General features: G+C 72.0%; 17 protein-coding genes. 15 read left to right on the top strand and 2 right to left on the bottom strand.

The genetic code is table 11. The features are described from left to right. Positions 1–3 precede the first annotated feature (3 nt). From NZH93_RS07900 to NZH93_RS07885, 4 genes are all read left to right on the top strand, one after another. Positions 4–303 (top strand): type VII secretion target, encoded by a 300-nt coding sequence (locus tag NZH93_RS07900; protein ID WP_259622289.1) that lies wholly within the window; start codon positions 4–6, stop codon positions 301–303. After that, positions 300–4,901, top strand: coding sequence for a pyocin-S2/colicin E7-DNase domain-containing protein (locus tag NZH93_RS07895; RefSeq protein WP_259622288.1), 4,602 nt, complete (start codon positions 300–302; stop codon positions 4,899–4,901). Before NZH93_RS07900 ends, NZH93_RS07895 begins: the two co-directional genes overlap by 4 nt. Beyond that, on the top strand, positions 4,898–5,128 hold the full coding sequence (locus NZH93_RS07890) for a bacteriocin immunity protein (RefSeq protein WP_259622287.1): 231 nt from the start codon (positions 4,898–4,900) through the stop codon (positions 5,126–5,128). Before NZH93_RS07895 ends, NZH93_RS07890 begins: the two co-directional genes overlap by 4 nt. Before the next feature lie 142 nt (positions 5,129–5,270). Further along, on the top strand, positions 5,271–6,461 hold the full coding sequence (locus tag NZH93_RS07885) for a hypothetical protein (RefSeq protein ID WP_259622286.1): 1,191 nt from the start codon (positions 5,271–5,273) through the stop codon (positions 6,459–6,461). A gap of 48 nt (positions 6,462–6,509) precedes the next feature. Here NZH93_RS07885 and NZH93_RS07880 read toward each other — a convergent pair whose 3' ends face one another. Beyond that, positions 6,510–7,043, bottom strand: coding sequence for a hypothetical protein (locus NZH93_RS07880; protein ID WP_259622285.1), 534 nt, complete (start codon positions 7,041–7,043; stop codon positions 6,510–6,512). Then, positions 7,036–7,857, bottom strand: coding sequence for an O-methyltransferase (locus tag NZH93_RS07875; RefSeq protein WP_259622284.1), 822 nt, complete (start codon positions 7,855–7,857; stop codon positions 7,036–7,038). The genes NZH93_RS07880 and NZH93_RS07875 overlap by 8 nt, the downstream gene beginning before the upstream one ends. Positions 7,858–8,290: 433 nt before the next feature. On the opposite strand from NZH93_RS07875, the gene NZH93_RS07870 reads away from it, so the two are divergent. Genes NZH93_RS07870 through NZH93_RS07820 form a run of 11 tightly spaced genes read left to right on the top strand, consistent with a single transcriptional unit; the run spans position 8,291 to position 23,233 of the window. Next, positions 8,291–10,024: a non-ribosomal peptide synthetase gene (locus NZH93_RS07870; RefSeq protein WP_259622283.1), complete on the top strand. Its 1,734-nt coding sequence runs from the start codon at positions 8,291–8,293 to the stop codon at positions 10,022–10,024. After that, positions 10,024–12,846, top strand: coding sequence for a condensation domain-containing protein (locus NZH93_RS07865; protein ID WP_259622282.1), 2,823 nt, complete (start codon positions 10,024–10,026; stop codon positions 12,844–12,846). Before NZH93_RS07870 ends, NZH93_RS07865 begins: the two co-directional genes overlap by 1 nt. Continuing rightward, positions 12,847–13,140 carry an acyl carrier protein gene (locus NZH93_RS07860; protein ID WP_259622281.1) on the top strand — a complete coding sequence of 98 codons (294 nt, stop codon included), beginning with the start codon at positions 12,847–12,849 and terminating at the stop codon, positions 13,138–13,140. It abuts the gene before it with no gap. Beyond that, positions 13,137–16,436, top strand: coding sequence for a thioester reductase domain-containing protein (locus NZH93_RS50545; protein ID WP_259622280.1), 3,300 nt, complete (start codon positions 13,137–13,139; stop codon positions 16,434–16,436). Before NZH93_RS07860 ends, NZH93_RS50545 begins: the two co-directional genes overlap by 4 nt. Then, entirely contained in the window at positions 16,433–17,275 is an 843-nt protein-coding gene (locus NZH93_RS07850; protein WP_259622279.1) for a 3-hydroxyacyl-CoA dehydrogenase family protein, read from the top strand. Before NZH93_RS50545 ends, NZH93_RS07850 begins: the two co-directional genes overlap by 4 nt. After that, complete coding sequence (locus tag NZH93_RS07845; protein ID WP_259622278.1) at positions 17,272–17,511, top strand: acyl carrier protein; 240 nt, start codon at positions 17,272–17,274, stop codon at positions 17,509–17,511. Before NZH93_RS07850 ends, NZH93_RS07845 begins: the two co-directional genes overlap by 4 nt. Further along, entirely contained in the window at positions 17,508–18,602 is a 1,095-nt protein-coding gene (locus NZH93_RS07840) for an acyl-CoA dehydrogenase family protein (protein WP_259622277.1), read from the top strand. The genes NZH93_RS07845 and NZH93_RS07840 overlap by 4 nt, the downstream gene beginning before the upstream one ends. Next, entirely contained in the window at positions 18,599–19,561 is a 963-nt protein-coding gene (locus tag NZH93_RS07835; protein ID WP_259622276.1) for a 3-oxoacyl-ACP synthase, read from the top strand. Before NZH93_RS07840 ends, NZH93_RS07835 begins: the two co-directional genes overlap by 4 nt. Further along, positions 19,558–20,601, top strand: a complete 1,044-nt coding sequence (locus NZH93_RS07830) for an HAD-IIIC family phosphatase (protein WP_372506600.1) — start codon at positions 19,558–19,560, stop codon at positions 20,599–20,601. Before NZH93_RS07835 ends, NZH93_RS07830 begins: the two co-directional genes overlap by 4 nt. Then, complete coding sequence (locus NZH93_RS07825; protein WP_259622274.1) at positions 20,598–22,001, top strand: AMP-binding protein; 1,404 nt, start codon at positions 20,598–20,600, stop codon at positions 21,999–22,001. Before NZH93_RS07830 ends, NZH93_RS07825 begins: the two co-directional genes overlap by 4 nt. Further along, entirely contained in the window at positions 21,998–23,233 is a 1,236-nt protein-coding gene (locus NZH93_RS07820) for an MFS transporter (protein WP_259622273.1), read from the top strand. The genes NZH93_RS07825 and NZH93_RS07820 overlap by 4 nt, the downstream gene beginning before the upstream one ends. Positions 23,234–23,237 lie beyond the last annotated feature (4 nt).

The following is a 23,237-nucleotide window of genomic DNA, read 5'->3' as shown; positions in this document are numbered from 1 at the left end:
CTGATGTCCGACGGCTTTGGGTTGGTCACCGGTGAGCTGCGGGCGCACGCCTCCCGGCTCAACGGCATCCGCGACCAGTTGACCGCCGCGCTCGACGCCGCGCGCACGGTGAGCCTCCCCACGGAGGCGTACGGACAGATCTGCCAGTTCTTCCCGCCGGTGGTCGACCCCGTCGAGCAGAGCGGCATGGACGCCATCGCGGAGGCCATCACCTCGATGGAGTTCACCGCCACCGAGATGCGGCAGACGGCCGAGCAGTACCAGGCCGTCGACGACGCCAACCGGCAGGCGTTCGGGCCATGAGCAACCCCCTGGTCGCGCAACGCCAGGACTCCACGACCGCGGTCAGCGGCATCGGCATCCTGGAGTCCGTCAACGACCTGTCGTCCGGCATCACGTCGGGTTCGTGGCTGGAGTCCGGTCTCGGTCTCGCCGGTGGTGGCCTCGAAGCGCTCGGCTTGATCGCCGACCCGGTCGGCACCCTGCTGTCCTACGCCGTCTCCTGGTTGATGGAACACGTCAAACCGCTGTCGGACGCGCTGGACTGGCTGGCGGGGGACCCGGACACGATCGCGTCGTACTCCGCGACGTGGAAGAACGTGTCCGCCGCGATCGGCACCGCGCAGCAGGACTTCGTGACCGAGGTCAACGCTGGCACGGCCGGGTGGACCGGCGCGAGCGCGGACGCCTACCGCGCCAACGCCAAGGCGCAGTCCGAACACCTGTCGAGCGCGGCGAAGGCCGCCGACACCATCGGCACGGTCGTCCAGGTCGCGGGCGTGCTGGTCGGCGTGGTCCGGGAGACCGTGCGCGACCTGATCGCGGACTGCGTCGCCTCGCTGCTCGCGCGCATCCCGCGCTGGATCGCGCAGATCGCGGGCACGCTCGGCATCGGCACCGCGGCCGTGGTCCCCGAGGCCGTCGCGCTGATCGCCACGTGGGTGCGCCGGATCAGCGACTTCATCCAGAAGCTGGTGCGGTCGCTGAACAAGCTCATGCCGCTGCTGAAGAGGCTGGACGAGATCTGGGCCGCCATCCAGAAGGGGCTCGGCTCGCTGCGCAGGAGCGCCCGCGGCGCGGGAGGCGCTCCGCACGCGCCGGACGGGGTCCGCCCGTCGAGCGCCGACGTGACCAGCCCGTCCGGGGCCACGAGCCCGTCCGGCACGACAAGTCCTTCCAGCACCACGGGTTCATCGGGGACCACGAGTCCCTCCAGCACCTCGAGCTCGCCCGACACGACGAGCCCCTCCAGCACGTCGGGCACGACCTCTCCCAGCAGCACCACGACGTCCCCGTCGAGCCCGAGCACGTCCCCGTCGAGCAGCCCAGGCACGACCTCTCCCAGCAGTGCCACGACGTCGCCGTCGAGCACCACGTCCCCGTCCTCGGTCCCCGCCCGCACGGACACCTCGCCGAGCCGCCCCGACAACCCCAACGACACCCGCACACCGGAGAGCCGGCGCAACACCTGCAACGACCCGGTCGACGTCGCGAGCGGCGAGATGGTGCTGCCGCAGACCGACGTCGAACTCGCGGGCGTGCTCCCGCTCGTGCTGTCCAGGACGCACCTCTCGTCCTACCGGCACGGCCGCCACTTCGGCGCGTCCTGGGCGTCCACTGTGGACCAGAGGCTGGAGGTGGACGCGTTCGGCGTCGTGTTCGTCGCGGACGACGGCATGCGCCTGGTCTACCAGCGACCGTCGACGGGACCGGTGCTGCCCGAGGTCGGCCCGCGCTGGCCGTTGCACGGCACGGTGGACGGCTACGCCGTCACGGACCCGGAATCCGGGCACACCAGGCACTTCACCGCAGGCACCACCGCGGCCCTGCCGCTGACCGCCATCACCGACCGCAACGGCCACCGGATCGACCTCGACCGGGACGTCGACGGCGTGCTCACCGGCATCCGCCACTCCGGCGGGTACCGGATCGGCGTCCACACCTCCGAGGGCCTGATCACCGCGCTGTTCCTCACCAGCATCGAGCCGGAGGTCCCGCTGGTCCGGTTCGGCTACGTCGACGGCAGGCTGACCGAGGTGGTGAACTCGTCCGGTGCTCCGCTGCGCTTCGGCTACGACGCCGAGGGCCGCGTCACCGACTGGCAGGACCGCAACGGCACCCGGTACCGCTACGTCTACGACGAGGCGGGCCGCTGCGTGCGCAACGTCGGCTCCGACGGGTTCATGGACGGCGCCTTCGAGTACGGCGACGGCGTCACGGTGTTCACCGACGCGCTCGGCGCGCGCACGACGTTCCACCTCAACGAACTCCGGCAGATCGTGCGCGAGGTCGACCCGCTGGGCAACGCCGCGGTCAGCGAGTGGGACCGCTTCGACAACCTGCTGTCCCGCACCGACGCGCTCGGGCACACCACCCGCTACACCTACGACGACTCGGGCGCGCTCACGTCGGTGCGGAGGCCGGACGGGCACGAGACCACCGTGGCGCGCAACGAGTTCCGGCAGCCGCTGACGGTCGTCGAGCCCGACGGCGCCCTGTGGCGGCGGGAGTACGACGAGCGCGGCAACCTCGTCACGATCACCGACCCGGTGGGCGCGGTGACCCGGATCGGCCACGACGACCACGGCAACCCCACGTCGGTGACGGACGCGCTGGGGCAGGTGCGACTCATCGGGACGGACGCCGCGGGGCTGACCACGTCCGTCACCGCTCCTGGCGGAGGCACTACGCGGTACGTCCGCGACGCGTTCGGCCGGGTGAGGTCCATTGTGGACGCTGCGGGCAACGCCACCTCCTTCCGGTGGACGGTCGAGGGTGGGCTGCTCTCCCGATCGGCGGCGGACGGTGAGACCGAGCACTGGACGTACGACGGCGAGGGCAACGTGACCTCCCACACCGACGCCGCGGGCCGGTCCAGCCGCACCGAGTTCACCCACTTCGACCTGCCGTCGGTCCAAACAGGACCGGACGGGGCGCGGCACGAGTTCACCTACGACAGGACGTTGCGGCTCGTCCGGGTCACCGACGCGCAGGGCCAGGTGTGGGCGTACGACCACGACGCGGCGGGCAGGCTGGTGCGCGAGACCGACTTCGACGGCCGGGTCGTCGAGTACGCGTACGACGCGACGGGCCAGCTCGTCGAACGCCGGGTCGCCGGTCGGACCACCCGCTACGAACGGGACGTGCTCGGCAGCGTGGTCGCCCGGCGCACCGGTGACACCACCACGACGTTCGAGCACGACCCCGCCTGCCGGATCGTGCGCGCGGTCAACGGGAACTCCGAGCTGGTCGTGTCGCACGACGGGCTGGGCCGCGTCGTCGCCGAGACCTGCAACGGCCGCACGGTCACCTGGACGCTCGACGCGCTCGGCAGGCGCGTCGCCCGCCGCACGCCGTCGGGGGCCGTCAGCACGTGGGAGTACGACGCGGACGCGCGCCCGCTGGCGCTGCACACGGCGGGCCACTCGGTGCGCTTCAGCTATGACACGGCGGGCCGGGAGTTCGAACGCCGGGTGGGCACCGGTGTTCTGCTCGCGCAGACGTGGGACGACGCGCACCGGCTGCGTTCCCAGATCCTGGTCGGCGCGGGCCGGGTCTTGCAGCGCCGCTCGTTCGGCTACGGGCCGGGTGGTCTGCTGACGACCGTCGAGGACGCGCTGTCCGGGTCGCGCCGGTACCACCACGACGCCGCTGGCCGCGTCACGTCGGTGCACGGCGACGGCTGGCACGAGCGCTACGCCTACGACGCCGCGGGCAACACCACCAGCGGCACCTGGCCGTCACCGCGGCCGGACACCCAGGGACCCCGCGAGTACACCGGCACGCTGCTGCGGAGGGCCGGGAACGTCCGCTACACCTACGACGCGCAGGGCCGCGTCGTGCGCAGGCAGCACAAGCGGCTGTCCGCGAAACCGTTGACCTGGCAGTACGAGTGGGACGACGACAGCAGGCTCACCGGTGTCGTCACGCCGGACGGAGTGCGGTGGAGGTACCTGTACGACCCGCTGGGCAGGCGCGTCGCGAAGCAGCGGCTCGACGGCGCGGCGGTGGTCGAGCAGGTCGACTTCGCCTGGGACGGAGCGGTGCTGGCCGAGCAGGCGCACAGCTCGGGCCGCGCCACGGTGTGGGAGTGGGAACCGGGCCAGTTCCGCCCGGTGAGCCAGACCGAGCGCGTCGCCAGGAACCAGGAGTGGTTCGACGAGCGGTTCTACGCCATCGTCACCGACCTCGTCGGTGCCCCCGCCGAACTCGTCGACCCCGCGGGGAACCTGGCGCACCACGCGCACAGCACCGTGTGGGGCTGCCGGGCGACGGCCGCCGTGGACACGCCGTTGCGGTTCCCCGGCCAGTACCACGACCGGGAGAGCGGCCTCGACTACAACTACTTCCGCTACTACAGCCCGGAGACGGGGCGCTACGAGTCCGGTGACCCGCTGGGTCTCGCGGCGGGCCCCAACCCGCGCGCGTACGTGCCGAACCCGGCACAGGAGATCGACCCGCTCGGCCTGATGCGCTGCGACGACCCGCGGAACCTGCCGGGCACAGCAGGCGGGTCGGCCGGCATGCGCGACGTCAACGGCCAGTGGCTGCGCGGGTCGCACGGCAACGCGGGCCCGTTCCCCGGCCAGGTCGCACGTCAGTTGGAAGGCCAGAACTTCGGCAACTGGCGCGACTTCAGGGAGTCCTTCTGGAGAGCTGTCGCGGACGATCCGAACCTGCGTTCGCAGTTCAGCGCCAGTAACATCGCCAACATGCAGAACGGCCACGCCCCGTTCGTGCACCCGACCCAGCAGACGCCGGGGCACGCGCGCTACGAGATCCACCACGTGACGCCGATCCAGCACGGTGGCGGCGTGTACGACATGCGCAACCTGGTCATCGTCACGCCCCGCTACCACGCCGACGTCCTGGCGGGCAGCTACCACTACGGAAACGGGTGACCCCTGTCGTGGAGAAGTTGGACCGGGACCAGATGATCGAGCTGGTGGGCAGGTTCCAGCGCGGCGAGGTCGGCGAGGAGGAGACCGCCGAGGCGCTGGAGGCGTTGCGGCGGTCGAGCGGCCACCCCGAGGTCGACGGCCTGATCTTCTACCCGCCCGGCGGGCAGGAGCTGTCGGCCGAGGAGGTCGTGGACCGGGCGCTGGGCCACCGCCCGATCGAACTCTGACCGGGCGGGCCAGGCGGTCCGCCTTACCCGGACGGTCGTCGTCCCGCTCGCGGTTTCACCCGTGGTCGAAACTGCTTCCGGACGGCGGGCAGGCCGAGCAAGGTCGTGGAGATCCCGATCACCGGTGAAAGGGGATCCTGCCATGCCCTTGTCCAAGAAGGCCCTGCTGCTCCTGGCCTGCGTCCTGATGTCGACGACCACCACGGTCGCGGGCGCGCAGGCCGCGGCCGCGCCGACGGTGCTGCCCGCGGGCCAGTTCACCCTGCGGTCCGACTACCACCAGTTCGACGCACTGAACAGCGCGCTCGGGTCGAAGCTCGGTGTCGCGTCGGTCCACGCGGTCATGGCGAACGCCAACCACGACCGGACGGCCATCACGGACTCGTTGGGGGTCGCGGGCTACACGGGCGGGTTCAAGTTCGACTCCGGCGACAACGGCGACTGCGCGAACTACCCGCAGGGCATCACCACGAGCCGGGACGCCGTGGGCACCGCGAACAGCGGCAACTACGACGGGCACCAGCTCGTGCTGGTGAGCTGGTACACCAAGGACGGGTGCGGAGGGGACCAGGCCCGCAGCCGGATCACGCTCGTCGACTGGGACGCCACGTACCCCAACAAGTACCGCAAGATCCTGCTCGTGGAGCCCACCGGCACCGCGGCGGTGCCGGACTTCAGGGACATCCCCATGCACGCGGGCGGCGTGTCCTGGTACGGCGACCACCTCTACGTCGCCGACACGAACCGCGGCATGCGCGTGTTCGACATGAAGAAGATCCTCAAGACCGACACGGGCGGCAGCGCGAGCCAGATCGGCAGGCAGTCCGACACCACCTACTACGCCCACAACTACGCCTACGTCCTCCCGCAGGTCGGCACGGTCACCGCGGCCACCACGTCCGACGCCGCGCTCAAGTGGTCGACGATCTCCCTCGACCGCCCCACCGCGTCGATCGTCATGACCGAGTACACCTGCCAGGCCGACTGCGACAAGTACCCGAACCGGCCGCCGCGCGCGGTCCGTTTCCCGTTCGCCTCGGGTGCCACCACCTTCGCCGCCACGACCACGGCTTCCGAGGCGCTTCGGTTGCCCTGGTACAACCTGAACGGCGTCGCCTCGCACAACTCGCGCTGGTGGTTCGCCTCGTCGGGCGCCAAGAAGCTGTACTACTGGGCGCCCGCCACCGGTTCGGCGACGCACAACTGGGTGGGTGGCGCGGAGAGCATCAGCTACTGGGAGCACGACACCGAGCCGGACCTGCTCTGGTCCCTCCAGGAAACCGTGGGCCACCGCAACGTGTTCGCCGTGGAGCAGGCGAGCTACGGCTCCTGACCCGGTATCGCGCCGTGGGTGACCGCGGTGGTCACCCACGGCGCGGGGTCACCGCTGGATCTCGGTCAGTCCCAGGTGCACGGTCGCGTGCTGGTACACCTTGGACCTGGTGGGGTCGGCCTCCGGCATGTTGACCTTGAAGCACAGCCCCGCCAGCGTCTGCGGTTCCGGGCCCGAGTGCCGGAACGGCAGGGCCTTGTGCCACAGGCCGGGGTCGACCGCGGCGGTGGCGGCGATCAGGGCGTCGCGCACGACGCGGAACCTGTCGTGCACCAGCGGCGCGGGCAGGCGGCGTCCGGCGTCGACCCCGCCGACGTTCAGCGCGCGACCGCAGTCCCTGGTCTCCCACCGGGGGTCGACGTACCAGTGCGCGCGACCGGCCTGGGCCTCGGTGAGCACGCCCAGCACGATCTCGTCCCACATCGACACGTGGACGACCAGGTCGGTGAGGCTCATCGGGTCGTCGCCGAGCGGGTTGTGGTGGATCGTCGGCGGGGTGTCCGCCGCCAGCGCGGCCACCAGGTGGTCGCGGTCGGCCACCAGGGCCCGGCAGGCGGTCTCCTGGTCCATGAAGTCAGGCACTCGCTGTCCCTCTCCCTGCTTGTGTCTCGGCCTCGTGCCGCAGTCGGCCGTCGAAGTCCAGGTGCCCACCGGCGTGGGCGAACGAGCGGGCCCGGCCCGCGCTCGTGCGGCGGATGACGGTGAGGCTGTTCTGGAGCATCTTGTGCGGTTCGAGCAGGTTCAGCACCTCCAGTTCGCCGGGCTTGCGGCGCTGGACCTTGGCGATGTAGTCGAGGATGGCCTCACCCTCGGGGTACGTCATCAGGTAGTGCATGACCAGCAAACCGCCGTCCGGGTTGATCATGTCCCAGAAGTGGTCGAAGAAGTACAGGCACTCCCACGCGTCGACCCAGGCCAGGTCGATGGGCGTGAAGTCGTCGGGCAGCAGGGCCCGGCACTCCCGGATGTTCGCGTTGACGACCTGCACGTGCTCGGCGAGACCGAGCGAGGCCAGCACGTCCATGACCCGGCCCGCCGACGAGTCGGGGATCGACAGGTCGTCGACCGCGATGAACCGAGGCTGGTAGGGGTCGAGGTAGAACCCCGGCGCGCGCAGCGCGGGGTCGGCGTGGAGCCAGTCGGAGTCGAGTTCGCCGACCGAGTCCAGGTGCCTCGCAGTCTTGGCCGCGAGCGCGGACGCCTCCGCCCGAGCCTGCTCCGCGACCTGGACCAGAGCCGCGGCGAGGAACGGGGTGGTGTAGCCCATGCCCACCTCCAGCACCCGCCGAGGTCTCGCCAGGTGCACCAGCGACGAGAGCAGCGGTGCGACCACGTCCGTGCCCGCGGCCGGTACCCGCAACCCCGCCACCGCGGCGTGGAACCCGGAATCGAACATCGTCCCCCCTCGTGGGTGGTCGGGCGTCGCGGACGTGCCGCGGGACCGCGCGCCGCACCCGTCGTCGGAATTTGATCAACAATGCGTGGGGTCAAGAGTGCACCGCATGCCGCGTTCAGTCCTAGTGCAGTTGAAAGTTTGACCACCGAATATAGCGCTTCATAATAGGCCGGGCCGCGTTTTCGCGATGGCGGTCGATCGGGGCCTTGCTCGGATTCGTCGCCCGTGCCTACACTCGCCGACGGCCGGAGGATGTGCGTCAATGGGACTGGGGAGATGCTCGTTCTGGCGGTCGAGTCGGCTTGTCGCCACTCGCGATGGCTCTCTGTGATTTTTCCGATCGGCCTTCTTCGGTATTCCGCACTCTCTCATTCCGATCAATTCTTCGATGGGGCGCAGGAGGTAATGATCTTTGTACGCCGACGAGCGCACGGTGTTGACGTTGGTTCGCGACCAGGTGGAACGACGGCCCGGCTCCGCCGCCGTGGTCGACGCGGAGCGGGAGGTCGACTACCGCGGGCTGTGGGACCTCTCGGGCTCCCTCGCGCACGACCTCGTCGACCTCGGTGTCCGGCCGGGTGACCTGGTCGCGGTCGCGGTGGACCCGTCGGTCGACCTGGTGGTGGCCTTCCTCGGCGTCCTGCGCGCGGGCGCCGCCTACCTCCCGCTGGACAACCGAGCACCGGCCGAGCGGCTGGCCACCATCCTCGACGAGGCCGCGCCGCGCGTCGTCGTGCGCTCCGCCGCGGGCTCCCGCTGGACCGGGCGGCTGCCCGGCGGCATGCTGGCGCTCACCGTGCCGAGACACGCGTCGACGCAGGTCGGAGCGGTGCCGGTCGGTCGGGAGGATCCCGCGTACGTCGCGTACACCTCCGGCTCGACCGGGCGGCCGAAGGGCGTCGTGGTGCCGCACCGCGCGGTCGTCCGCCTCGTCACCGAGGCCGCCTACTGCCCGCTCGGTCCCGAGGACCGGGTCGCCAGCCTCTCGAACCCGGCGTTCGACGCGACGACGTTCGAGGTGTGGGCGCCGCTCGCGGTCGGCGGCACGGTCGTCGCCGTCTCGTCACCGGTGGACCTCACCCTCGACGAGTGGGTGGCGGAGCTGCGCGCCCTCTCGATCAGCACGATGTTCCTCACGACCTCGCTGTTCCACTCCATCGCGCGTGAGCGCCCGTCGGCGTTCCGGGACCTCGTGCGCCTGGTCGTCGGCGGCGAGCAGCTCGACGCCGACGTGGTGCGGGCGGTGCTGGACGCTGGCCCGCCCCGGCACGTCGTCAACGGCTACGGCCCGACCGAGACCACGACGTTCGCGGCTGCGTTCGAGTGCACCGGGGAGTCGATGCGCGACGTGGTCCGGACGCCGATCGGCTTCCCGCTCCAGAACACGACGCTGCACGTGCTCGACGACCACCTCGGCGCGGTGACGCCGGGCGAGACGGGGGAGCTGTGCGTGGGCGGCCCCGGCGTCGCGCTGCGGTACCTCGGTCGCCCCGACCTCACGGCGGAGCGGTTCGTCCTCGCGCCCGGCTCCGCGGAGCGGGTCTACCGCACGGGTGACCTGGTCAGACAGCGGCCGGACGGCGCGCTGGAGGTGGTCGGGCGCAAGGACCGGCAGGTGAAGCTGCGGGGCTTCCGCATCGAGCTGGAGGAGGTCGAGCAGGCCCTTTCGGCGACGGGTCTGGTGGCCGCCGCGTTCGTCGAGAAGATCGGCGAAGGACCCGCCGCGATCCTCGTCGGATTCGTGCTGCCGAACGCCGCGGGCGCGGTCGAGCTGCCCGCCGCACTGCACCTGGGCTTGGCCGCGCGATTACCGGACTACATGGTTCCGGCTCGCTGGATCGTGCTCTCGGAGGTGCCTCTGGGTGCGACCGGAAAAGCTGATCGGGACCAGCTCTTGGCGCTCTGGGAAGCGTCCCGCCCAATTGTCGGGGAAACGGGTGCCGGCACCGCCGATGATCTTTGTCGGATCTGGAAAGAAGTCCTTCAAGTGCCTCACGTCGATCCCTCCGACAACTTCTTGGATTTGGGTGGGAACTCGCTGTTGGCGGTCCAGGTCGCGTCCCGCCTCAATCCGGGGCTGATAGGCCGGATAGAGCCGTCGGACATCCTTCTGGCCGAGTCCGCGGCGGAGCTGAACGCCCGTTTGCGCTACTCCGGGGCCGCCTGATGAGCGAGCCCCGGTTGCACAGGCTCGGGGCTCGGACCGCACCGCTGTCCTCCGCCCAGGAACGCCTGTGGTTCATCGACGCCGCCGCGCCAGGGTCGCCGGTCTACACCGTCCCGCTGCTGGTCGAGTGGCGGGGAGCGGTCGACGTCGAGGCGCTGCGCGTGGCGCTGCTCGCGGTCGTCGAGAGGCACGAGGTGCTGCGCACGACCTACCGGGAGGACGACGGGGGACTGGTGCAGGTCATCGGCGAACCGCGGGTCACTGTCGAGGTCGTCGACCACGACCTCGAAGCGGAGGCCCGGCGCGGGTTCGACCTCGCCGCCGGACCGCTGGTGCGCTGCGCCGTCCGGCGAGGACGAACGGGTGGTGACGCGGTGCTGCTGACGATCCACCACATCGCGGTGGACGGGTGGTCGCTCGCCCCGCTCTTCGAGGACCTCGACGCCGCGTACGCCGCCGCCGTCGCGGGCGAGCCGCCGCGGCTGCCGGAACTGCCGGTGCAGTACGCCGACTTCGCGGTGTGGGACCGGGCTGTTGCCGACGAGGGGCTGCTCGCCCGCCGCGCCGACGAACTGGCGACGACACCGGCCGAGCTGCGGCTCGGCGGCGCCAGGGAGGTCCCGGACGGGATCCACGCGGGCGCCCAGCACCGGTTCGACCTCCCCGACGACACGTGCTCGGCGCTGACCGCGCTGGCGAAGGGGCTGCGGGTCACGCCGTTCGTCGTGCTGCTCGCGGCCTACGCCGAGGCGCTGAGCCGGTGGTCCGCGCGCGAGGAGTTCCTGGTGGGCGCGGTCACCGCCAACCGGACCCACCCGGCGGTGGAGGACCTGGTCGGCTTCTTCGTCAACACGGTGCCGCTGCGCTGCACCACGTGCGGGGCCACGTTCGCCGAGCGCTGCGCCGGGTTGCGCCGCGAGGCGTTCGCCACCATGACCAACCAGCGCGTCCCGTACCGCGACCTGGTCGCCGCACTGCCCGGACGGGGAGTGGTCGACGTCGGGTTCGTGGTGCAGAACATGCCCGCGCCTCGGTCGACCAGGTGCACGGCCCCGCGGGTGCTGCCGACCGGCGTGGCCAAATTCGACGTCCTGCTCATCATCGACGAGACGCCGGACGGACTGGTCGGCACGCTGGACTTCGACGTCGAGCGCTACCCGGTCGAGCTGGGTCCTCGGCTGGCCGAGGACTTCGTGGCGGTGCTGCGCCACGGCGTGAGCGCCCCCGACGCCCCGCTGCGCGAGTTCCGGCTGCCCCACGGCCCACTGGCGGTCCCGGAACCCGCCCCACCGTGGGAGACGCCGGTCGTGACGACCGACGCCGGTGACCTGACCGGTCGGGAGCGCCTGGCCGCCGCGTTGTTCCGCGACGTGCTGGCCGAGGCGGGCGTCGACGAGGTCGACCTGGGCAGGGACTCGAACTTCTTCGTGCTGGGCGGTCATTCGCTGCTGGCGGTGAGCATGGTGGCGCGTGCCCAGGCGCGGTGCGGCGTGGCCGTGCGGCCGGGTGAGTTCCTCGCCGAGCCGACCGTCGCCCGGCTCGCCGCGCTGCTCGACGCGGGCGCGCGGACCACCGGACCGGTGGTGGAGGCCGACGACGGCCCGTTCCCGGCGACCTCGACGCAGCAGCGGTTCTGGTTCCTGGACCGGATGCCCGAACTGCGTGCCGCCTACCTCGTGCCGACGGTCGTCGAGTTCCCCGACGACGTCGACGTCGAGGCCCTGCGGGCGGCGCTCGACGTGGTGCTCGCGCGGCACCCCGCGCTCCGGTCGCGGTTCACCCTGGACCGCAGGCGGAAGCAGGTCGTCCGCACGACCTCCGGGGCACCGGCTTCGGCGACCGTCACGGACGCGCGCGGCTGGGACCCGGTCAAGCTGGAGGACCACGTCGCCGACCTGTGCTGGACGCCGTTCGACCTCGCCGACGAGGCACCGGTCCGGGCGGCGCTGGCGCGGACGCGCGACCGCGTCCTGCTGGTGCTGTGCGCGCACCACATGGTCGTGGACGGCGCGTCGGTGCGGGTGCTGCTCGACGAGGTCGACGCCGTCGTGTCGGGGCGGGAACTGCCGCCGCCCGTGCGCCCGGCGGCGGTCGAGGCTCCCGCGGACCCCGGTGACCTGATCGCCGTGCTCGCAGGCGCCCCGACGGACGTCGCCCTCCCGCACGACCGGCCACGCGGCACCACGCAGTCGATCCTCGGCGCCACCCGCACCACCACGCTCGACGCCGGGACCGCGGAGTCGGTGCGCGCGACCGCGGCCGGGTCGGGGTGCGGCACGTTCCTGGTGACGGCGGCGCTGCTGGCGGTCACCCTGGCGCGGCGGGGCGACCAGCGGGACTTCCTTTTCGCGTTCCCGTGGTCGGGGCGAACGGACCCGCACGCGGTCGGGATGTTCGTGAACACCCTGGCGCTGCGGGTCGACCTGCGCGGCGACCCGACGTGGCGGGAGCTGCTGGACCGCGTGCGCCGGGCCGGTTCGGCCGCGTACCGGGCGGCGGACGTGCCGTTCGACGCCGTGGTCGGCGCCCTGCACCCGGACCGCGACCTGAGCCGCCCGCCGATCACGCCGGTGTACGTCGCCGCCGACGTCGACGGGTGGCGACCGCCCATGGGAGGCGAGCAGCTCCCGCTGGACCCCGTCGCGGTGAAGTACGAACTGGAGCTGACCGCGACGGACCTGGACGGAGGTCTGCGGCTCGCCGCCGCCTACCAGGTCGACCTGTTCGACGAGACCACGATCACGCGCTTGCTGGCCGGGATCACGGCCGCGGCCACCGACCTGGTGGCCGACCTCGATTCGCCTACCCTGGGGGAGAACTGAGTGTCCACACTGGAGCAAGTACGCGAGGCGTGGGCCGACGCGCTGGACGTCGAGACCGACGCCGTGCCGCTCGACGTCAGCTTCTTCGAGGCAGGCGGCAACTCGTTGCTGTTGCTGCTGCTCTGGGAGCGGCTGACCGAGCTGACCGCCCGCGACCTCAAGGCGGCGGACCTGTTCGAGCACAGCACCGTGGTGGCGCAGAGCGAGTTCCTCGACGGCACCGACGAGCGTCCCGTCGTCGCCGCGGCGTCCCGTTCGGCGCTGCTCGGCCGGGCTCGGCGGGAGGTCAGGTGAGCGCGACCGACATCGCCGTCGTCGGGGTGGGCTGCCGGTTCCCGGACGCCTGGACCCCGCAGGACTTCTGGCGCAACATCGACGCGGGCCGGGTGTCCATCCAGGACCTGACCGAGGAGCAGCGCCGCGCGGGCGGGATCTCCGACGACGTGGCGGCCCGACCGGGTTTCGTCGCGAAGGGCACGTCCCTGCCGGGCGCGACCGACTTCGCGGCCGAGTTCTTCGGCTACCCGCCCGCCGAGGTGGACACGATCGACCCGCAGCAGCGCATCTTCCTGGAGGTCTGCTGGGAGGCGCTGGAGGCCGCCGGGCACACGCCCCGCAAGGACGGCCCGGTGACCGGGGTGTTCGCGGGCAGCGCGGCGGGCACCTACTCGGCGGCGGTGTTCGCGGCGAAGGCGCAGCGCGAAGGCCTCGCCGCCGCCATCGACGACCTCGACCTCACCCTCGGCGGCCAGGCCGACTTCCTGACCTCGCGGGTGGCCCACAAACTGGGGCTGCGCGGCCCCGCGGTGAGCGTGCAGACGGCGTGCTCGTCGTCGCTCTACGCCGTGCACTACGCGGTGCTGAGCCTGCTGTCCGGGGAGTGCGACATCGCCCTCGCGGGCGGCGCGACCGTGCTGGAACCGCTGGCGGGCTACCACTACCAGCCCGGCGGGCTCATGTCGGACGACGGGTTCTGCCGGTCCTTCGACGCCCGCTCCAGCGGCACCTCGTTCAGCTCCGGCGTCGGCGTGGTCGCGCTGCGGCGCCTGTCGGACGCGCTCGCCGACGGCGATCCGGTGCTGGCGGTGGTCAAGGGCAGCGCGGTCGGCAACGACGGCGCGGACCGCCCCGGCTACACCGCGCCGAGCCCCGCCGGGGTCGCCGACGTCGTGGCGACGGCGCTCCGGGTCGCGGGGGTGTCCGCCGACGACCTGCGGTACGTGGAGGCGCACGGGTCCGGCACGCCGCTGGGCGACCACGTGGAGCTGGTGGGCCTGAGCAAGGGCCTGCGGAGCGGCACGACCAGGACCGGGTTCTGCGGGCTCGGCTCGGTGAAGACCAACCTGGGGCACTGCGGGCCCGCCGCCGGGATCGCGGGCTTCATCAAGGCCGTGCACATCGCGCACACCGGGATCCTGCCGCCCCACCCGTTCTTCGAGCGGGCCCGTGACGAGGGCGAGCTGGCGGGCAGCCCGTTCTTCCTGTCGGGGACGGCGGGGTCCGCCACCGAGCCCGGCCGCCACGTCCTGGTCAACTCGATGGGTGTCGGGGGGACGAACGTCGCCGCCGTGCTCGCCGCGCCACCGCCGCAGGCGCGGGGTTCCGCGCCGTCGGGTGAGGTCGTGCGGCTGGTCCTGTCCGCGCGCACCCGTGCCGAGCTGGACGCCATGGCCAAGCGGCTGGCCGACGAGCTCGACCGCGGTGTGCACGACGTCGAGGACGTGGCGCACACCCTGAAGGTGGGCCGGAAGTCCTTTGTGGAGCGGCGGGTGGTCACCGCGCCGCCCGACAGGCTGGCCGCCGTGCTCAGGCTGCCGAGACCTCCTGCGGCACGCACGATGCGCGCGACCGCCCGGCGTGCGGTGGTGGTCTCCGACGGCGAGGTCCCGCTGGGTCTGCCCGCGGACACCCAGGTCGTCGCCGAAGCGCCGCTGTCCACGCCCGAGGGCACCGTCGTGCTCACGCCAGGCGATGACGTGCTCCACGAGGCCTGGCTGCACGGTGTCGAGGTCGACTGGGCCGCCGTGTCGACCGGTCGGCGGGTCGGCCTGCCCACGTACCCGTTCCAGCGCAAGCGCTACTGGGCCCTCGACCGGCTGCCACCGATCGCCGCCGTGCCCGAGGTCGTCGGGGCGCTGGAAGCCGTCGTGGAGAAATCGGTCGGCGACGACGTCGAGAGCGACGTCGCGGCGGTGTGGACCGAGCTGTTCGGGGTGGACCACGTCGGGCTCGACGACGAGTTCGGCTCGCTCGGCGGCACGTCGCTGCTGTCCGTGCGGATGGCCCTGGAGTTGCAGCAGCGCCAAGGCGTGCTGGTCAACGTGCACCGCGCGGGCGGCAGCCGGGCGACCGTGCGCCGGATCGCCGAGATCGTGCGGGCCAAACAGGCGGGAGCGTTGCGGGGATCGGCCGACATCGACCCGATCGCGGACGGCGACGGCGAACTCATGGACGCCGACATGCGGCTCCCGCTCGGTGAGGTCGCGCCGAGCGGGACCGGCTCGGACGTCCTGCTCACCGGCGCCACCGGCTTCCTGGGCGCGTTCGTGCTGCACGAGCTGCTGAAGGCGGGGGAGGGCCGGGTGCACTGCGTCGTCCGGGCCGCCGACGAGGAGGCCGCCTGGGCGCGGTTGCGGGCCGCCGCCGCGAAGTTCGCGCTCCCGGAACCGGATCCGACGCGGGTCCGGCCGGTCCTCGGCGACCTGCGGGACATCGGGCGGATCTGCCGCGAGGACGACGAGCTGTCCACCCACGTCGGGCAGGTGCTGCACTGCGCCGCGAAGGTCGTGTTCACCGAGCCGTACCGGGTGCTGCGCGAGGACAACGTGCTGCCGATGGTCGAGCTGCTGCGGTGGATGCGCGAGAACGGCGTCGGCGAGTTCTCGTTCGTCTCGACCGTGGCCGCGACCGCGCCCGCACTGGGCGTGGACGACCGGATCCTGGAACAGCGCTCCCAGTCGCTCGACCCGCAGCAGGGCGGGTACGGCGCGAGCAAGTGGGTCGGTGAACGCCTGCTTGAACGAGCCGAGGCGGACGGGATGCGGGTGCGGGTGTTCCGGCCCGGTTTCGTCCTGGCCGACAGCGGCACCGGCGCGTGCAACGACCGGGACCTGATCTGGCACATCCTCGCGAGCGGTCTCGCGGTCGGCGCGCACCCGCTGGACGACCGGGCGATGCCGATGGCACCGGTCGACGTCGTGTCCAGGGCGATAGCCGAGCTGTCCAGGGACCCCCGTGCGATCGGCCGCGCCTACCACCTGATCGACGAGCGGTGCCACAGCCTGCGGGAGGTGTTCGAACTGCTGGACCTGTCGACGAAACCGATGTCCGCCGACGACTGGCAGGACCGGGTCGGCAAGGAGGCGCTGGCGACGGGCAACGCCGTGCTGTCCACGATGGCGCTCTACGAGATCGAGGGCCACCAGTTGGGCGAGGACGGTCTGGAGGCCACCGCGTGGCGCTCCTGGCTGCGGGAGGCGGGCCTCGGGTCGGCGCCGACCGGGCCTGCGCTGCGGGCGGGGCTGGCGTTCCTGGCGGAGCGGAACGCGGACATGCGGGGCGTGCTGCCGGACCTGGGGAGGAACTCGTGATCGCGGTACTGGGCGCGGGCGTGATGGGGACCGCCATCGCCACCCTCGCCATCGGGCACGGCGTGCCGGTGACGCTGGTCGACACGGACGCGGACAAGCTGGCCGCCGCCGAGCAGTCGGTTCGCCGCCAGCTCCGCGGGGCCCGCCTGGTGGGCGCGATGCCCAGGTCCGGGCCGGTCGGCGAGCTGACGCGCACCGGTGACCTCGACGACGTCGCGGGTGCCAGCGCGGTGATCGAGGCGGTGACGGAACTGCCGGACCTGAAGGCGAAGGTGCTGGCCGCCGTGTCGTCGATCGTCGCGCCGGGGACGTTGCTGCTGACCAACACCTCGGCGATCCCGGTCGACGAGCTGGCGTCGGCCGTCGACCGGCCGGAGGACGTCGCGGGCGCCCACTTCATGAACCCGCCCTACCTGATCCGGATGGTCGAGGTGATCCGCGGACCGCGCACCAGCGAGGCCGCGATGGCCGCGGTGCGGGACCTGCTCGGCGCGCTGGACCGCGACCACGTGACCGTGGGCGACGGGCCCGGTTTCGTCATCAACCGCGTCCTCCAGCGGACCATCAACGAGGCGGCCCGCATCGTCGGCGAGGGCATCGCCACGCCGGAGGACGTCGACGCGCTGTTCCAGGGGTGCCTCGGGCACCGGACCGGCCCGCTGGCGACCGCCGACCTCATCGGGCTGGACAACGTCGTGGACAGCCTGCGGGTGCTTCACGAGCGGACCGGCGACGCCGGTTACGCCCCGTGCGACCTGCTGCTGGCGAAGGTCCACGAAGGACGGTTCGGCCGCAAGACGGGCCAGGGCTTCTACGACCACGGAGGGGCGCAGTCGTGAACATCGCACTCGGTTTGCAGGACTTCCTCGTCACCCGCACCAAGAGGTCGTGGGAGCCGGAGGAGGACCTGTTCGCCTCCGGCGTCGTCTCGTCGCTGTTCGCGCTGGAACTGGTGGTGTACCTGGAGAAGGCCTACGGCGTCGAGGTCGAGGGCGAGAACCTCAGCATCGACAACTTCCGCACCATCCGCCGCATCGAGGAGCTGGTGCGCGAACTCCAGGCGGCCGCTTCGTGAGCGACGCGCTCGGCTCGGCCCGAGAACTCGTCAGCGACCGCGTCGGCGACCGGGCGGGCGAGTGGGACCGCGCCGGTCGGTTGCCGCTCGACCTGCTGCGCGACCTCGGGTCCGCGGGTGTCCTCTGCGCCCAGGTCCCGGTGAAGGACGGCGGGCTCGGCCTGTCCAGCAAGGAGAACGGGGAACTCACCGCGCACCTCGGCGCGCTCTGCGGGTCCACGAGGAGCGTGGCGACGTCGCAGGGCATGGCCGCGTGGGTCATCACCCGGTTGGGCTCGCGGCGGCAGCGCACCGCGTTCCTGCCCAGGCTGACCGGCGGTGAGCTGGCCGCGGTCGCGTTCAGCGAACCCGAGGCGGGCAGCGACCTCGCCGCGATGGCGACGGAGATCCGGCGCGACGGCGACGACGTCGTGGTGTCGGGGGAGAAGGTCTGGATCACCGTCGGCGCCTACGCCGACCTGGTCGTGGTCTTCGGCCGGTTCGGCGACGGCGCCGCCGCCGTGGTCGTCCCGACCGCCGCGGCCGGGGTGGTCGTCGAACGGGTCGAGGACCCGCTGGGCTGCCGCGCGGCCGGGCACGCGACCGTGCGGCTCGACTCGGTCCGGGTCCCCGCCGATCACCTGCTCGGTGCCGCTGGGCAGTCGCTGAGCCTGCTGGTGACGTCCGCGTTGACCTACGGCAGGGTGTCGATCGCCTGGGGGTGCGTCGGCATCCTCCGCTCCTGCCGCGAAGCGGCGGCGAGCCACGCGCGGTCGCGGACGCAGTCCGGCAAACCGTTGGCGGAACACCAGTTGGTCGCCGAGCACCTCGCCGAACTCCTCGTGGCCGAGCAGGTCGCGACGAGGATGTGCGAGCACGCGAGCACGTGCTGGGACGACGGGTCGCCGGACCTGGTGATCGCGTCCGTGCTCGCCAAGCACGTCGCGGCCACCAACGCGGCGCGCGGCGCGGCCTCCGCGGTCCAGGTGCTGGGGTCGGCGGGCGCCCGTGACGGCCACCCGGTGGCCAGGGCGTACCGGGACGCCAAGCTGATGGAGATCATCGAGGGCAGCAACGAGATCTGCCGGTTGCTGCTGGCGGGTGCGGCATGAGCATCGGTGTGGGGACGATCCACTGCGTGCTGCCGGACGTGCTGGTCCCGGTGGAGCGGTTGCCGGAGTTCGAGGCGCTCGGTCACGACGAGGCGGCGTTCGCCCGCGCGTGCGGGATCGGGACGATCGCCGAGTTCGCCGACGCCCAGTCCGGGGCGCTGGCCGCCAGGGCGTGCCGGGAACTGCTGGAACGCGACCCCGTCGAGCCGGACCTGCTGATGATGGTGGGGCCGCGCGCGCCCGACGTGCTGCTCGGCTCGGACGTGTGCCGGGTCCAGTCCGAGGCCAAGCTGACCGGGGCGTTCGCGTTCACCGTCGACGGGCTGGGGTGCGCGGGGTCCAGCGCGGCGTGGGCGATCGGGCGCGACCTGCTGCTCGCCGACCCCGGCCGGGAGTCGGTGCTGATCACGCACGCCAGCAGGCCGACCGGGGCGGACCGGGTGCGGTACCCGGTCACGGTGATCGGCGACGGCGCGTTCGCGATGACGTTGGTGCGCGGCGGGAGGCCGGTGCTGCGCGCCCACCGGATGGCCACCGACGGCGCGTTCCACGACCTGTTCGAGGTCGACTACAAGCAGACGCCTTGGTACGAGTGGAGCGAGCGGTGCCAGTCGCCGGACCGCTACCGGTTCGAGCTGGCCATGCACAGCAAGGTCCGGCTGCGCAAGCTGGTCGCGGCCGTGCTCGCCGACGCGGGTGTGGCGCCGGACCGGGTCGCGACGACGCTGATGCAGAACGTCACGGCGAGCGCGTACGACTTCTACGAGTCCCTCCTGGACCTGTCGATCCACCCGCTGTGCAAGGAGAACCTGACCAGGTACGGGCACCTCGGAGCCATGGACGTGGTGCTCAACCTCGACTGCCTGCTGGCGAGCGGCGAGCTCGCGGAGGGGGATTTCGTGCTGGTGCTCAACAACAGTCCGGTGGCGGCCTGGGCGGTGACCCTGTGGGAACTGTGAAGTGCCTCGTGTGGGACCTCGACCGGACGCTGTGGCCGTGCACCATCGCCGAGGGCGGGGTACCCGAGCTGTCCGACGGGATCCGGGACGTGATCACCGCGCTCGACGAGCGCGGGATCCTCCAGTCCGTCGCCAGCCGCAACGACCACGACCACGCCTGGGAGTGGTTGGAGAAGCTCGGCGTCGCGGAGTTCTTCGTGCTTCCGAGCATCGGGTGGGGGCCGAAGTCCGACTCGGTGCGCGCCATCGCCGAGCGGCTGAACTTCGCCCACGACACGATCGCGTTCATCGACGACCAGCCGACCGAGCGCGCGGAGGTCGCCTTCCACCTGCCCGCGGTGCGGTGCTACGACGCGACCCAGGCGACGTCGCTGCCGGGCCTGCCGGAGTTCACCCCGGACACGACCACCACCGACTCCGCGCGGCGCCGGGAGATGTACCAGGCCGGGTTCCGCCGCGACGAGGCGCGTGCGTCCTACTCCGGCGCGGACGAGGAGTTCCTGAAGTCGCTGGACCTGGTGATGACGATCGGTCGCGCCACCGAGCACGAGCTGGCGCGGGTCGAGGAGCTGACCCTGCGGACCAGTCAGATGAACGCCACCGGCGTGCACTACTCGAACGCCGCGCTGCGCGGGCTGCTGGCGGATCCACGGCACGAGGTGCTGGTCGTGACCATGTCGGACCGGTTCGGCCCGCACGGCGCGGTCGGCCTGCTGCTGGTCGAGCGGCACGAGCGGGTGTGGCACCTCAAGCTGCTCGCGACCTCGTGCCGGGTGGTCGCGTTCGGCGCGGGCGCGGTGCTGCTGCGCTGGCTCTGCGACCAGGCCGCGGCGGCGGGCGTGCACCTCGTCGCGGACTTCCGCAAGACCGAGCGCAACCGGATGATGGAGATCGCCTACCGCTTCGCGGGGTTCCGCACGGACCCGTGCGCCTGTGTCGAGGCGGTGCGCACCACCGAGGCCGTCGAGCACCTGCACCTGGTACCGGGGCGCCACGACGCGCCGACGACGATGCGCCTGGACGCGGTGAGGCTCTCATGACCGCGCTGTACCAGTGGTTCGAGGACTCCGTGCGCCGCTACCCGGACCACCCCGCCATCGAGGTCGACGGCCTGACCCTGACCTACCGGGAGCTCCAGGAGAGGTCCGACGCGCTGGCCGCGGGGATCCTGGCGGCGCACGGGAGCGCCCCGCGCAGGATCGTGCTGCCCGCCACCCGTGAACCGGCCACCTACCTGGGGTACTTGGCCGCGCTGCGGCTCGGCGCGGTCGTGACCCCGATCAACCCTGCCCACCCGCGGGCCCGCAACGACGTGATCCTGGCGCTCGCCCGACCGGACCTGGTGCTCGACGGGCGGATCGAGGGCAGCGACGGGCCGTTGGCCGAGTGCGTGCCGCAGGACGTGGCGTACGTGCTGTTCACGTCCGGGTCGACCGGCAGGCCCAAGGGCGTGCCGATCACGCACGCCAACCTCGCTCCGTACATCGCGCACAACATCGCGAAGTTCGACGTGGGGCCCGGCTGCCGGATGTCGCAGACCTTCGACCTGACCTTCGACCCGTCGGTCTTCGACCTGTTCGTCACGTGGGGCGGGGGAGCGACCCTCGTCGTGCCCGACCGCACCGAGCTGATGGAGCCGGTGAAGTACCTCTCCGAGCGCGGGATCACGCACTGGTTCTCGGTGCCGTCCGTCGTGTCGGTCAGCGCCGGGCTGGGGAACCTGCCGAGCGGTGTGCCGAACTCGTTGCGGCACAGCGTGTTCATCGGCGAGCAGTTCACCTACGCGCAGGCCGCGGCGTGGCACGGCGTCGCTCCGGCGGCGGCGATCACGAACGTCTACGGGCCGACCGAACTCACCGTGGCCTGCACCGAGTACACGCTGCCCGCGGACCCCGGCGACTGGCCGTCGACGTCGAACGGCACCGTGCCGATCGGTCCGGTGTACGACTTCCTCGACTCCGTCGTGCTAGACGACGGCGAGCTGTGCGTGCGCGGTGCGCAGCGGTTCGGCGGTTACCTCGATCCGAGCGACGACGCCGGGCGGTTCCTGCCGAACGTCCTGCCCGTGACCGAGGACCACTACTACCGCACCGGTGACCGGGTTCGGCTGGAGGACGGGCACTGGGTGCACCTCGGCCGCCTGGACAACCAGGTGAAGGTCCGCGGCTACCGCATCGAACTCGGCGAGGTGGAGGCCTGCGTGCGGGAGCACGACGGCGTTCGCGACGTGGTCGTGGTCGCCGCGGACACCGGTGCCGAGACCGAACTCGTCGGGTACTTCACCGGCGAGCCGCTCCCCACCGCGCAGCTCGTGCGGTGGCTGCGTCGGCGGCTGCCCATCCACATGGTCCCGAGGCGCTTCCACCACCTGGACGAGATCCCGCTCAACGTCAACGGCAAGGCCGACCGCGCACGACTCCGAGAGGCGGTCGGCTCATGACCTCGGTGCGGGAGAACGTGATCCGCCAGGTGTACCCACCGCCGGGTCCGATCAGGGTGCTGTTCTCGGCCAACATGGCGCACGGCCTGGCGAACGGGATGCTGCTGACCGTCCTGATCCTGTACTTCACCACCTCCGTGGGCATCCCGGCGGCGCAGGTCGGCATCGGGCTGACCATCGCGGCCGGGCTCAGGATGTTCGTGGGCGTCCCCGCCGGGCACCTGCTCGACGTGATCGGCGTCCGCACCGGGACGATCGCCTTCCACCTCGTGCAGGGGACCCTGATCACCGGCTACGTGTTCGTCGACGGGCCGGTGGCGTTCGCGGTCGTCGCGAGCCTCGTCTACATGGCGGAGTCCGGCGCGTACAGCGGTCAGGCCGCGCTCGTGGCCGCCGCCATGCCTTCGGAGGAGCGGATCAAGGCGCGGGCGTACACGCGGGCCGCGAACAACATCGGCTTCTCGGTCGGCGCGCTCATCGGTGGCCTCGCGCTGACCGCGAACTCGCCGCGGGTGTACGTCTCGCTGCTGCTGGTGTGCGCGGTGATGTACGCGGCCAGCGGGCTGGTGTACGTCAAGCTGCCCGCCGTGCGGCGGGTCGAGCGACCCGCGACCGCCTCGCGCTGGGAAGTGCTGCGGGACAAGCCGTTCGCGGTCTTCGGACTGCTCAACGTCGTGCTCGTGATGAACGTCGGCATCCTGCTCGTGGCGCTGCCGATCTGGATCTCGCAGAAGACGAACGCGCCGCCGGTGGTGTACTCCGGCATCCTGCTGCTCAACACCGTGATGGTCGTGCTGCTCCAGGTGCGGGCCAGCAAGGGCGCGGAGACCGTCGAGGGCGGCGGGCGGGCGCTGCGGCGGTGCGGGGTGCTGCTCGCCCTGTGCTGCGCCCTCTTCGCGCTCGCCGCCGATCGCCCGGTGTGGCTGGCGGTCACGTTCCTGTTCGCGGGCGCGGCCGTGCACGCGATCAGCGAACTGCTCTACAGCGCCGGTTCCTGGGCGCTGGCCTACGAACTCGCGCCGGAGCACGCCCACGGGCAGTACCAGGGCTTCTTCGGCATGACGTCCAACTTCGGCACGATGGTGACCCCCATCGTCGTCACGACGCTGATCATCGGTCCCGGGTGGCCGGGTTGGCTCGCGCTCGGGGTGGTCCTGCTGGTGGCAGGCCTGCTGGCCCCCTCCATCGCACGTTGGGCGGCGACCACCAGGGCCGCGGAAAGGGCGGCGTGACGCC

The organism is Umezawaea endophytica (assembly GCF_025061645.1).
Lineage (GTDB): Bacteria > Actinomycetota > Actinomycetes > Mycobacteriales > Pseudonocardiaceae > Umezawaea > Umezawaea endophytica.
This window is presented reverse-complemented; position numbering and strand designations above follow the sequence as displayed.